Genomic DNA, 12,493 nt, shown 5'->3' on the forward strand with positions numbered 1-12,493 from the left:
CCGTGACCGAGTCACCAACGCGGAGTATCCGGCCGAAAATCGTCACTCTCCCACCAAGATCACCCAAACGCTGTACTATCCCTCGCGCTGCGCAAGATCATCTTGCGGCGTGGTTTGACCTTCCATAAGCGAAAAATGACAGAAAGGGTACGACTATGCGCTTCGGGACACGCGCCACTGGTGTGGCGATCGGCCTGGCGGCCACTCTCGGACTGGCGAACGCCGCTCCCGCGATGGCCGCCGACATGAGCACCCAGGCCGTACACAGAGGCAGCACCGGCTGCTTCAACTACTCCTGGGGCGATGGCACCGTCACGTGGACCGTCTATTACAGCAACACCTGTAACAGCAAGCAGGCGTTCTGGGTGAAGACCGGCATCGGGTCCGTCGGCGAGACCTGCATATCCGTAGGAGCCAAGGGCAACGGCTCCAAGGTCTTCTACAACAAGCCCATGAGCTTCGGAAACTCCAAGAGCTGCTGAGACCGGCGACTGCCGCCCGGGCCCGGTAACGCACTGGATCCCGCGGAACGAAAACGAGGGCGGGCCACCCGCAGGTGGCCCGCCCTCGTCGGCGTGTGCAACGTGACGGCTCTTACGTGATGTCGTCCATGTCGTCCCGGCGGGACTCCAGGGCGCGGCCGGGGCCGGACTGCTCCGGGAGGGCGCGCGGGGCGTCGACGGAATCGATGCTGCCGATGTCCTCGGGGGTGAGGTCCAGCTCGGAGGCTTCGTCGTCGGCGGGGCCTTCGGCGATGGCTCGGGCCTTGCGGCTGTCATTCAGGAGGGAGATGGCCACGGCGCCGAAGTACAGGAGCACGATGGGCGCAGCGAGCCCGATCATGGAGAAGGGGTCGACGCTGGGAGTGGCGATCGCCGCGAAGACGGTGATGCCCATGATCATGCCGCGCCACCAGCCGAGCATCCGCTTCCCGGAGAGCACACCGCCGAAGTTGAGCAGGATCAGCAGCAGCGGCAGCTCGAAGGAGAGACCGAAGACCACGATCATCCGGGTCACCAGGTCGAGCAGCTTGTCCAGCGTCAGGAGGTTGTCGATGCCCATCGGGGTGAAGTCGATGAGCACCTTCGCCGTCGTAGGCAGCATCTGGTACGCGAAGTACCCACCCATGAGGAACAGTGGGAAGCCGGCGCCCACGAAGCTGAGCGCGTACTTCTTCTCGTTGCGGTGCAGGCCGGGCGCGAGGAATGCCCAGAGCTGGTAAAGCCAGACCGGCGAAGACATGATCATGCCCGCCATCAGGGACACCTTCAGCGCGAGGGTGAAGGGTCCGAGCAAGTCCATCATCACGATGCGGGCGCAGGTCTCCCCGCCGCCCTTCTGCGCCAGCTCGGAGAACGACAGGCCGCAGCCCACCGTCTGCAGCACCGGCTTCGTGATCAGGTTGATGATGTCTTCGTAGAAGAAGGCCGAGACGACGCTCGCCACCACAATGGCCAGCACGGACTTCGCGAGCCGGTTGCGCAGCTCGCGGAGGTGCTCCGCGAGGGGCATCCGACCCTCGGGGTCCCTGTCCTTTTTATCCTTCTTCGGGGCAGACTTGAGCAACCCACGTCCTCATCTCGTGCGGCGGGCAGCGGTACCGGGCCGCCGCCCCAGTCGTCGGCCCTGGGTCAGCGCTTGGTCGTGCTGTCGGTCGGCTCGGCGACCGGGCGGGAGCTGTTCACGTCACCGGGCGACGCCTGGATCGTCTTCGGGGTCTCGCCCTGCGCGTCGTTCGGCGGGTCGGCCGGCGCGGACTGCGACTGCGAGCCCTCCGACTTCATCGCCTTGGCCTCGCTCTTGAGGATGCGCGCCGACTTGCCGAGGGAGCGGGCCATCTCGGGGAGCTTCTTGGCACCGAACAGGAGGATGACGACGACGAGGATGAGGATGATCTCGGGAGCGCCGATCTTTCCAGTGAACATAAGTGGTTACCTTCTCACCGAGGCGGCTGGGGTGGGGCTGCCCGACTGGTCGGACAAGCGTCCGTTTCGCCGTGCTGCCAGCGATCGTAACGCGCGGGGGTTAACCGGCGGCAATCCCTGTGCATACTCCCGATTGCGGGCCGTGCCTCGCTCGTCGTCCCGCATCCAGCAGCGTACCGCCCCCGCGCGGCCGATTTCAGACCCTCTGCCCGCCGGGTCCCGCCATCGCCCCGGCGTCCCCGGCCAGCGGCCCCGCGGCCCGCTCCAGGTCCTGCGCGGCGTGCTGGATCCGGCGGGAGGCCTCGTCCACCTGGCGGGCCAGCCTGCGCACCTCCACGAAGACGCGGACGGCCAGGACGCCGAGCACGGCGAGGCCGAGGAAGCCGAGGGCGATGGCGATCATGGGCCAGAGCATGGGGCGAGCCTACCGGCGCCTACGGGGCAAATCGAACGCCCCCGCACCCCCACCGGGGGATTACCCAGGGGAGCCGCGCGGGAACCGCTCGCGGCACCGCCCCCGCCCCCGCCCCGCCCGTGCGCAGGCGAAGCCCGTATGCGACTGTCGCTCGCCTCGTACGCGGCCGACGCTCACCCCGTATGCAGCCGCAGCGTCCGTACCCCGCCGCCGGTCAGCAGTTCCACGATCCGTTCGCCGGCCGGCTTGCGGACGGCGGAGCCGCAGTCGGGGCAGGTGAAGGAGTAGAAGGTGGTACGGCGGCTGCCGCCGATCGCCAGCCGCAGCGCGTCCGAAGCCAGCTCGAAGTGGCCCCGGCAGTCCGGGCAGGCCGCCTTGAAGATCACGGGCGCGGCCGGCGTGGTCACGGTCGTCATCGCACTCACAGCTCCCCTGCGGTTTCCTCGACTGTCCCTGCCTGCTCCGGGCCGCGCGCCTCAGCCGCCGTACGCGGCGAGCGCACGCGCCGCCGCGTCCCGCGCGCTGTCCGCCAGTTCCTGCGGGGCGACGATCCGCCCGTCCCGGCCCAGCCGCAGCGCGAGGCGCCGCAGCGAGGCGGGCTCCGGGGTACGGAGGGTGATGCGCAGGCCCCCCTCGGGCAGCTCCTCGGCGGTGTCGTGCGGGTAGTACTCCGCGACCCAGCGGCCGCCGGGCCCCACCTCGATCACGACCTCCGGGTCCTCGGCGGCCGGCTGCACCAGCCCCTCGGACAGGTCCCGCAGCTCGACGGGCGGCGGGTCGGAGGGCGCGTCCAGCAGCTTGATTTCGGCCACCCGGTCCAGCCGGAAAGTACGGCGCGCCTCGGAGAGCCGGCACCACGCCTCGACATAGGTGTGGCCGACGGCGAAGAGGCGGATGGGGTCCACCTCGCGCTCGGTGAGCTCGTCGCGGGCGGGCGAGTAGTACTTCAGCCACAGGCGACGGCGCTCGGCGATGGCCCGGTCCACGTCGGCGAAGACGCCGCCCTCGGACTCGAAGGTGACCGACAGCCGGGCGCTGGCCCCGGCCGCCTCGCCGGCGGCCGCCTCCAGCTTGGCGGTGGCGCGCAGCAGCGCCTGCCGGTCGCCTTCGCGCAGGCCGGGCAGGGTGGACACCGCGCGCGCCGCCACCAGCAGCGCGGTCGCCTCGTCGGCGGCCAGCCGCAGCGGCTCGGCGACGTCGTCGGGGTTGTGCCACCAGATGCGGTCGCCGTCGGTGTCGATGTCCAGCAGGTCGCCGCCGCGGAAGCTCGTACCGCACATGGGCAGCACGTCGAGGTCCGCGATCAGCTCGTCCTCGGTGATGCCGAAGGCCCTGGCCACGTCGCTGACGCGGGCGCCGGGGCGCTCGCGCAGGTACGTCACCAGGGACAGCATCCGGCGGGTCTGGTCGATGGCATTGCTCGCCATGGTCTGGTCGCTCCCCCTCAGCCCTTGGCCACGGCACGCAGCCGGTCCACGACGTCGGCCCGCAGCTCGGCCGGTTCCAGTACGACCACGTCCGGGCCCAGCTCCACGAGCCAGGCGTCCAGGCCGTGCCCGTACGGGATCTCCAGCTCGTCCCAGCCCCCGCCCGCCTCACGCACGGACAGCGCGCGGGCGCGCAGCGGGTAGCCGTGGTCGGCGCGCAGCTTGATGCGCGCGGTGCCGGTGGCGGTCTCGCCCGCCCAGCTCTCCACCGTCTCCCGTACGGTCACGTGGTCGGGCACCTCGGCGGTGAACTTCCCCGCGCGCGAGCGGACCTTGCCGGTGATGCGGGAGAGCCGGAAGACCCGCTCGGCCTGCCGGTCGCGGTCCCAGCCGGCGAGATACCAGTGGCCGCGCCAGCATTCGAGGATCCACGGCTCCACCTGGCGCTGCTCGGGCCGGGCCGCGTTGGCCTTGCGGTAGTCGAAGACGATCGGGCGGCGGTCCCGGCAGGCCAGCATCAGCGGCTCGAAGGCCGCCTCGTGGGCGGGGATGCGCGGCTCCAGGGCGCTGTGCGGCTGGGCGGGGTCGTACGGGCCCTCGTCCTCCGCCGCCAGCGGCATGCCGGCGGCGCGCAGCTTCTGGAGTGCGCCGCTGGCCGCGCCCGCGAGCCGGGCCTGCTGCCAGATCTTCGCGGCCAGGCCGAGGGCCGCGGCCTCCTCGGCGTCCAGGGTGATCGGCGGGAGCCGGTTGGAGTCCCGGCGGGCCAGGTAGCCGGTATCCCCCTCCAGGCCCTCGACGGTCTCGATGACCATGCCGAGCTCGCGCAGGTCGTCCTTGTCTCGCTCGAACATGCGGTTGAACGCGTCGTCGCCCGCGCCCGCCGGACCGTCCCCCGGGCCGAACGCCTCGACGTACGCCTCGATGGATCCGCGCAACTCCCGCTTGGTGAGCGGGCGCCGGGTCCCCAGCAGGCACAGCGCCAGGTTCATCAGCCGCTCGGCCTTGGCAATGGCCATCGACGCCCTTTCTCTAGCTCCCGACCGATGACCGTACCGCTACCGGGAGCCGCTTCAAAAGCCGAGGGCCCATACCCCCGAGGGGGGCATGGGCCCTTAAGGCTCGCGCCACGCGCCGTGCCGGTGCCGCACAAGGACGCAACCGGCGTCCGGACACGGTGTCCGCGTGGGCGAAGATCAGCGCCGGACCGGTATCCGGTCGCGGACGCTCCGTCTCCGGCCGGTTCTCAGACCGAGACCAGGTCGCAGACGAAGATCAGCGTCTCGCCCGGCGCGATGCGGCCGCCACCGGCGCCGCGGTCGCCGTACGCGAGGTGCGCGGGGATGGTCAGCCGGCGGCGGCCGCCGACCTTCATGCCCTGCACGCCCTGGTCCCAGCCGGCGATGACCTGGCCGGCGCCCAGCTGGAACTGCAGCGGCTTGCCGCGGTTCCAGCTCGCGTCGAACTCCTCGCCGGTGCTGAAGGACACGCCGACGTAGTGGACGGAGACGGTGTCCCCCGCCTTGGCGACCGGCCCGTCACCCTCCCACAGGTCCACGATCTCCAGATCGGCGGGCGCGGGGCCCTCGGGGAAGTCGATCTCGGGCTTGTCGATGCTCACGTGTGTGCTCCTACGAACGAATCGTTCTACAACGCGGGACAGTCTCGCAGATGGCCGGGCCGTGATCATCGCGGCGGGCGGCGTACCGCCCCGGCGCCCTCAGAACGTGTCGAGGATGTCCACCGAGAAGACCAACGTCTGGTTGGCCAGCTCGCCGCCCTGCGGGCTCGTACCGTACCCGTCCTTGGGCGGCACGACGATCTCGACACGGTCGCCGACGTGCTTGCCGACCAGGGCCTTGTCCCAGCCCTTGACGACCGCGTTGGTGCCGATCTGGAAGGCGGTCGCGCCGCCGTGCTTCCAGGAGGAGTCGAACATCTTGCCGTCCTCCCACTTCACGCCCGTGTACTGCGCGATCAGGCCCTGCCCGGCCTTCACCTTCGGGCCGTCGCCCTTGATGAGCACCTGGCTCTTGGTCTCCTTGGGGGCCTTCTCGCCCTTGGGGACGGTGATCTTCGCGGGCTTCCGGCTCGGCGCCTTCACCTCCGGCATACCGGCCTCCGGCGCCGCCTGCTCGCCCTTCGCCTCGCCGTTCTTGTCGGCCTTCTTGGCGGCGACCACGTCGACGACCCAGACCAGGCCGTCGGTGGGCTTCACGCCCGCCTGCGGGTTCAGCTGGTCACCGATGATCGCCTTCGCGGTGCCCTCGATCTCGAAGCGGGTGCCGACCTTCTTGCCGGTCACCGCCTCCATCACCTTCGTCGGCAGCTCCCGGGTCGCCTGCCCGGCCACGCCGACGGACTGCGAACGCGGCGCGTCCGCCTTCGCGCCCGGCTGCTTGGTCCAGCTGCTGCCCAGCGACTGACCCTTCGTCATCTGGCCCACGAAGTCGAGCCGGACGAACTCACCCTTCTGCACGGTCGCGCCCTTGCCCTCGGAGAGGGTCTTCACGACCGCCTTGTCCGGCGCCTTGGCCTTCTTGTCGACCTTGATCTTGGGCTGCTCGCCGGCCTTGCCTTCCACCGACGCGACGCTCGCGCCGGAGCCCTCGTCGTCGGACCCGCACGCGGCGGTGAACAACAGGAGGGGCACGGCGATCGCCGCGGCCGCGGCACGGCGGGTGTTCTTCGTGAGCTTCATCAGTCCAACTCGGGCTAGAGGGGTGGGTGGGCAATGCCCGCCACTCTACGACCTGACCCCCACCGCAATTCCAGAGACAACACGGCAGGAGACAACACGGCGGTGTGCCCCGGCGCAAAGGCCGTTGACACACCGCCGTGCCACGAATCGGGTCACATTCCCGCGATGAGCTTCTCCACCCGGTCATCCACCGACCGGAACGGGTCCTTGCACAGCACCGTGCGCTGCGCCTGGTCATTGAGCTTGAGATGCACCCAGTCGACCGTGAAGTCCCTGCGCTGTTCCTGTGCCCGGCGGATGAAATCGCCGCGCAGTCTCGCCCGCGTCGTCTGCGGCGGCACGGACTTGCCCTCGAAGATCTTCAGATCGTTGCACACCCGGGCCGCCTGGCCCTTTTTCTCCAGGAGGTAGTACAGACCCCGGCGGCGGTGGATGTCGTGGTACGCGAGGTCTATCTGCGCCACCCTCGGGTGTGACATCGTGATGTTGTTCTTCGCGCGGTAACGGTCGATCAGCTGGTACTTCATGACCCAGTCGATCTCCGTCGCGATCCGGTCCAGCTGCTCGTCCCGGATCGCCTCCAGCGTGCGGCCCCACAGCTCCAGGACCCGCTCGACGGTGCCCGTGCGGATGCCGCGGCGGTCGCAGAAGTCCACCGCCTTCTCGTAGTACTCCTGCTGGACTTCGAGGGCCGACGCCTCCCGGCCGCTCGCCAGCCGCACCTTGCGCTGACCGGTGATGTCGTGGCTGACCTCGCGGATCGCCCGGATCGGGTTCTCCAGCGTCAGGTCCCGCATCACCGTGCCCGCCTCGATCATGCGCAGTACGAGGTCGGTGGCGCCGACCTTCAGCAGCATGGTCGTCTCGGACATGTTGGAGTCACCCACGATGACGTGCAGCCGGCGGTACCGCTCGGCGTCGGCGTGCGGCTCGTCACGGGTGTTGATGATCGGCCGGGAGCGGGTCGTCGCCGAGGAGACCCCTTCCCAGATGTGTTCGGCGCGCTGACTGACGCAGTACACCGCGCCGCGCGGGGTCTGCAGCACCTTGCCGGCGCCGCACAGCAGCTGACGGGTCACCAGGAACGGAATGAGGATGTCCGCGAGCCTGGAGAACTCCCCGTGCCGCGCCACGAGGTAGTTCTCGTGACACCCGTAGGAGTTTCCCGCCGAATCGGTGTTGTTCTTGAAGAGATAGACGTCTCCGGCGATTCCCTCCTCGTGCAGGCGGCGTTCGGCGTCGACGAGCAAGCCTTCGAGAATGCGCTCGCCGGCCTTGTCGTGGGTGACCAGCTCGGTCACGTTGTCGCACTCGGGAGTTGCGTATTCCGGGTGCGATCCCACGTCCAAGTACAGGCGGGCACCGTTCCGCAGGAAGACATTGCTGCTGCGGCCCCATGACACGACACGGCGGAAGAGGTACCGCGCCACTTCGTCAGGAGACAGGCGGCGCTGTCCCCTGAACGTACACGTGACGCCGTACTCGTTCTCCAGCCCGAAAATGCGGCGGTCCATGACTGAACATTACGCCTGATGGCCTGCTCTGAAACCGGGTTCGACAGCACCGTTTCGATCATTTTCCGCCTGGCCGCCACCCACCGGACGCATGCCGGACGGCAGCAGAAAACGCCGCGCCGCGACCATCACCGCCAGCGCGGCGACACCACCGCCGCCCGCGACCGCGAAACCCGCCGCCGCGCCGCCCAGCTCCACCGCCGGGCCCACCACTGACGTACCCACGGCGGCCCCCACTCCGAACGTCGTGACCAGCCACGAGAACGCCTCCGTCACCGTGCCGCGCGGCGCGTGCCGGTCCACCACGATGAACGCGCAGGCCAGCGCAGGCGCCAGGAACACCCCCGCGAGCCCCGTCAGCGCCGTCATCCCCGCCACTCCCGGGACCAGCGCCAACGGCAGATACCCGAGGGCCAGCAGCCCGATCAGTATCCGCAGCCGGTGCTCCGGCTCCCCCGGCCACTCCCGCGCCCCGTACACCACGCCGCCGATCAACGCCCCCACGCCCAGCGCCGACAGGAGATAGCTGGAAACCATCTGCCCGCCGTGCGTATCGGCGTACGCCACCGCCGCCACCGCGATCGAACCGAGCGCGAGCCCCACGAAGAAGAACGACCCGATGAGGACGAGCATGCCGCGCGAGCGCAGCGCCCCCAGCCAGTGCGCCTCACGCGGCGCGCTGCGCCACTGCCGGGACGGCGGCGAGACCACCACCGACAGCGCGCCCAGCACCCCCAGCGCGTTGATGACCAGCAGCGCCACCCGCTCGGACCACGCCGCCACGCTCAGCGTCACCAGCAACGGGCCCACCGCGAACATCACTTCCTGCGCCACCGCGTCCAGTGCGTACGCCGCGTGCACCCGCTCCGGGCGCTTCAGCACCCCCGGCCACAGCGCGCGCAGCCCGCCCTCCAGGGGCGGCGTGAAGAGCCCGGCCACCACCATGGCCGCGTACGCCGGCCACAGCGGGTCGATGCCGACAACGGCCAGCAGAACCATGCCCAGCGCCGACAGGACGGCCGCGGGCAGCATGACGCGCGGCTGGCCCCACAGGTCCACCGCGCGGCCCAGCAGCGGCTGTCCTACGGCCGTACAGAGGCCGTACACGGCCGAGAGCACCCCGGCCAGGGCGTAGCTGCCACCCTCGGCGCGGGTGAAGAGGACCACCGCCAGCGCCGCCGTCGCGTTCGGCAGCCGTCCGATCAAGGTGCCGGTCAGCAGCCGCGCCGCGTGGCGCGTCCTGAGCAACTCCGCGTAACCCGCGGCCATACCCACCCCTCTCCGCCGGCCGTCCGGGCCGGGTACGTCCAGTGTTACGTATAACGTCGCCCGCCATACGTACCATGGCCGCTGACCGCGGGTCCACCGCAATTGAGGTGGCGCGCGCACGAGGCAGGGCACGGCGCGCAGCCGCCGACACGAAAGGGCAGCCACACCAGTGACGGAGCAGGCGACCACGTCCGGACGCGTCACCAGCAAGGACGTGGCGCGCGCCGCCGGTGTCTCGCAGGCGGCCGTCTCTCTCGTACTCGGCGACAAATGGCGCGGCCGCGTCTCCCTGGCCAAGGCCGACGCCGTACGCGCCGCCGCCCGCGAGCTCGGCTACCGCCCCAACCTCGCGGCCCGCAGCCTCCGCCTCGGCCGCACCCGCACGGTCCTCCTCGTCGTCCCCGTCCTCACCACCGAATTCTTCGCCCGGGTCTATACGGGCGCCGCCCGCATCGCCGCCGACAGCGGCTTCGGCCTCGTTCTGTACCCCTCCCCCGAGGGCATCGGTCCGGCCCGCGACCCCTTCGACTCCGCCCGTGCCACCCTGGACGGCGTCATCGCCTCCTCCATGGCCACCGACGCGCTCACCGCCCTCTACGGCGAGGGCCTGCCCCTGGTCATGCTCGACAACGACCCCGACGACACACCGGCCGCCGCCACCGTCAACCTCGACATCGCCGACGGCGCCCGGCAGACCGCCCGCCACCTGCTCGGCCTCGGCCACCGCCGGCTGACCCACCTCGCCGCCGCCGTCGACTCCTGGACCTTCCGCCGCCGCGGGGACGCCCTCGCCGAAGCCGTGGCCGCCGTGCCCGGCGCGACCCTGGAGGTACAGGCCGCGCCGCTCGACGTCGACGCCGGGCTGCGCGCCGCGCACGCGGCACTGACCGCCCCGGGGCCCCGCCCCACCGCCCTGGTCTGCGACGACGACATCCTCGCCGCCGGCGCCTGCAAGGCCGCCCGCCGGCTCGGCCTGCGCGTCCCCGAAGACGTCTCCGTCACCGGCTTCGACGACCTCGCCCTGGCCACCGCCGTCGAACCGGAGCTGACCACCGTACGGCTGCCCGCCGAGGAGTTCGGCGCGGCCGGTATGCGCGCCCTGATCGACGTACTGGCCGGCCGGCCGCCCGCCGCGCCCACCACGCTCCCGGTCGAGCTGATCACCCGCGGCTCGACGGCCGCCCCGCCCCAGGGACGACACTCCTGAAGCACCCCTGAAACGCCGCGCGCCCCGGCGGGCTGTGAACCCACCGGGGCGGCGCGACGAACGAGCGGAGCACGCGCACTCCCGTGCGCGCTCCGTGCGGTACTTACTCCGCCGAGCCTTCCGAGCCCTCCGAGCGCTCGGATCCGGTGTCCTCGGCCGGCGTACCGGACTCCGACTCCTGGTCCTCGGCGGAACCCGCCTCGGTGGCCGACTCCGACGACCCCTCCGAAGCCAGCAGCCGGGACAGCTGACTGCCCAGCACCCGCTTGAACTTGCGCTGCTGCGGCCGCTTGCGGTCCAGGACCGCGACCTCCAGCTGCTCGGGGGTCAGCGTGCGCTCCCCGCCGTTGTTGTCCCGCGACAGCGACTCCACGGCGAGGTTCAGCGCCTCGCCCAGCGACATGCCGTCCCGGTGATGCTGATCGAGGTAAGTACTGATCTGATCGGCATTGCCGCCGACCGCGACCGAACCGTGCTCGTCCACGATCGAACCGTCATGCGGCAGGCGATAGATCTGATCGTCCTCGGAGGTGCTCCCCACCTCCGCGACCAGCAACTCCACCTCGTACGGCTTCTCGGCCGCGCTGGAGAAGATCGCACCGAGCGTCTGGGCATACGTATTCGCCAGCCCGCGCGCGGTCACGTCCTCACGGTCGTAGGTGTACCCCCGCAGATCGGCGTAGCGCACCCCACCGATCCGGAGGTTCTCGAACTCGTTGTATTTACCGACCGCCGCAAAGGCGATCCGGTCATAAATCTCACTGACCTTGTGCAGTGCACGGGAAGGATTCTCGGCGACGAAAACGACGCCGTCGGCATACTGCAGAGCGACGACACTGCGCCCGCGCGCGATGCCCTTGCGGGCGTACTCGGCGCGGTCCGCCATGGCCTGCTGGGGTGAGACATAGAACGGCGTCGACACCGGCTATCCGTCCCTTTCTGTCAATGGCTCTCTCACTGGCGAAAGCACCTCCGGATCATCCGTCATCCGCAAGTCCGCTGCCGCCCCGTCAGAGCAGCGCCGCCCGCGGACCGTCCGGCTGCTCCAGGCGCCGCTCGTGCACCGCACGGGCGATCCGGGAGACCTCGTCATCGGGGAGCCTCTTGAAACCCTCATCGGTGATCACCGTGACGATCGGGTAGATCCGCCGGCCCATGTCCGGGCCGCCGGTCGCCGAGTCGTCGTCCGCCGCGTCGTACAGCGCCTGCACGACCGCGGTCGCCGCTTCGCTCTCCGAGAAGTCGTTCCGGAAGAGCTTCTTCAGCGCGCTGCGCGCGAACACCGAACCGGAACCGGTCGCGGCGTACCCGTGCTCCTCCGACCGCCCGCCGGTCACGTCGTAGGAGAAAATACGGCCCTTCTCCCGGTCGACGTCGAACCCCGCGAACAGCGGCACCACGGCCAGGCCCTGCATGGCCATGCCGAGATTGCTGCGGATCATCGTCGAGAGGCGGTTCGCCTTGCCCTCCAGGGACAGCTGCGCGCCCTCGACCTTTTCGAAGTGCTCCAGCTCGAGCTGGAAGAGCTTCACCATCTCCACGGCGAGCCCGGCCGTACCGGCGATCCCGACCGCGCTGTACTCGTCCGCCGGAAAGACCTTCTCGATGTCGCGCTGCGCGATGACGTTGCCCATCGTCGCCCGGCGGTCACCGGCGAGCACCACACCCCCGGGGAACGACGCCGCCACGATGGTCGTCCCGTGCGGCGCCTCGATCGCCCCCTGCACGGGCGGCAGCGGCCGGTTCCCCGGCAGCAGCTCCGGCGAGTGCTCGCTGAGAAAGTCCATGAAGGAGGAGGACCCAGGCGTCAGGAAGGCAGCTGGTAGACGCCCGGTGCTTCGAGTATTGGCTTCCACACGTTTCCTTCCGGATACTCGGCCGCCCGCCCGAGGCGGCCGGCCGATCCTTGACTTGGCCCAGCGCTGCGCCGCAGCTGAAGCACGTTGCGCCCCGGACCTTGTGCATACCGTTTACATGATCCACATGCGGCGAAGCGCATCGCCGGGCGCCCCCGACCTTTCGTCGGGACGCGCCCTGG

The 12,493-nt window shown here is 70.4% G+C and carries 14 protein-coding genes; 2 read left to right on the top strand and 12 right to left on the bottom strand.

Features of this window, described 5'->3' with window-relative positions; genetic code table 11:
• Window positions 1–155: 155 nt before the first annotated feature.
• Entirely contained in the window at window positions 156–482 is a 327-nt protein-coding gene (locus ACZ4MH_RS12695; RefSeq protein ID WP_351590136.1) for a hypothetical protein, read from the top strand.
• A gap of 112 nt (window positions 483–594) precedes the next feature.
• Here the strand turns inward: ACZ4MH_RS12695 and tatC are convergent, their stop codons facing one another.
• The 10 genes from tatC to ACZ4MH_RS12745 form a co-directional block, all read right to left on the bottom strand.
• On the bottom strand, window positions 595–1,566 hold the full coding sequence (gene tatC, locus ACZ4MH_RS12700; RefSeq protein ID WP_351590139.1) for a twin-arginine translocase subunit TatC: 972 nt from the start codon (window positions 1,564–1,566) through the stop codon (window positions 595–597).
• 65 nt (window positions 1,567–1,631) lie between these two features.
• A complete protein-coding gene (tatA, locus tag ACZ4MH_RS12705) occupies window positions 1,632–1,925 on the bottom strand; it encodes a Sec-independent protein translocase subunit TatA (protein ID WP_351590142.1) in 294 nt (97 codons plus the stop codon).
• A 196-nt stretch (window positions 1,926–2,121) separates the two neighbouring features.
• Window positions 2,122–2,340, bottom strand: a complete 219-nt coding sequence (locus ACZ4MH_RS12710; protein WP_351590145.1) for a hypothetical protein — start codon at window positions 2,338–2,340, stop codon at window positions 2,122–2,124.
• Between the two features lie 173 nt (window positions 2,341–2,513).
• Window positions 2,514–2,756, bottom strand: coding sequence for a hypothetical protein (locus ACZ4MH_RS12715; protein WP_223731428.1), 243 nt, complete (start codon window positions 2,754–2,756; stop codon window positions 2,514–2,516).
• Between the two features lie 60 nt (window positions 2,757–2,816).
• Window positions 2,817–3,767: a helix-turn-helix transcriptional regulator gene (locus ACZ4MH_RS12720; protein WP_351590148.1), complete on the bottom strand. Its 951-nt coding sequence runs from the start codon at window positions 3,765–3,767 to the stop codon at window positions 2,817–2,819.
• Window positions 3,768–3,784: 17 nt separating this feature from the next.
• A complete protein-coding gene (locus ACZ4MH_RS12725) occupies window positions 3,785–4,783 on the bottom strand; it encodes a helix-turn-helix transcriptional regulator (protein ID WP_351590152.1) in 999 nt (332 codons plus the stop codon).
• A gap of 227 nt (window positions 4,784–5,010) precedes the next feature.
• Window positions 5,011–5,385: an FKBP-type peptidyl-prolyl cis-trans isomerase gene (locus tag ACZ4MH_RS12730; protein WP_351590155.1), complete on the bottom strand. Its 375-nt coding sequence runs from the start codon at window positions 5,383–5,385 to the stop codon at window positions 5,011–5,013.
• A gap of 99 nt (window positions 5,386–5,484) precedes the next feature.
• Entirely contained in the window at window positions 5,485–6,465 is a 981-nt protein-coding gene (locus tag ACZ4MH_RS12735) for an FKBP-type peptidyl-prolyl cis-trans isomerase (protein ID WP_351590158.1), read from the bottom strand.
• 152 nt (window positions 6,466–6,617) lie between these two features.
• A complete protein-coding gene (gene pafA, locus ACZ4MH_RS12740; protein ID WP_351590161.1) occupies window positions 6,618–7,979 on the bottom strand; it encodes a Pup--protein ligase in 1,362 nt (453 codons plus the stop codon).
• A gap of 9 nt (window positions 7,980–7,988) precedes the next feature.
• Entirely contained in the window at window positions 7,989–9,248 is a 1,260-nt protein-coding gene (locus ACZ4MH_RS12745; RefSeq protein ID WP_351590164.1) for an MFS transporter, read from the bottom strand.
• A 169-nt stretch (window positions 9,249–9,417) separates the two neighbouring features.
• Between ACZ4MH_RS12745 and ACZ4MH_RS12750 the strand changes: the two genes are divergently transcribed.
• Window positions 9,418–10,455, top strand: coding sequence for a LacI family DNA-binding transcriptional regulator (locus ACZ4MH_RS12750; RefSeq protein WP_351590167.1), 1,038 nt, complete (start codon window positions 9,418–9,420; stop codon window positions 10,453–10,455).
• Between the two features lie 103 nt (window positions 10,456–10,558).
• Here the strand turns inward: ACZ4MH_RS12750 and prcA are convergent, their stop codons facing one another.
• Window positions 10,559–11,377 carry a proteasome subunit alpha gene (gene prcA / locus ACZ4MH_RS12755; protein WP_351590170.1) on the bottom strand — a complete coding sequence of 273 codons (819 nt, stop codon included), beginning with the start codon at window positions 11,375–11,377 and terminating at the stop codon, window positions 10,559–10,561.
• A gap of 88 nt (window positions 11,378–11,465) precedes the next feature.
• Window positions 11,466–12,311, bottom strand: coding sequence for a proteasome subunit beta (prcB, locus tag ACZ4MH_RS12760; protein ID WP_351590173.1), 846 nt, complete (start codon window positions 12,309–12,311; stop codon window positions 11,466–11,468).
• Between the last annotated feature and the right edge of the window lie 182 nt (window positions 12,312–12,493).

Source organism: Streptomyces sp. NPDC026301, assembly GCF_055567935.1.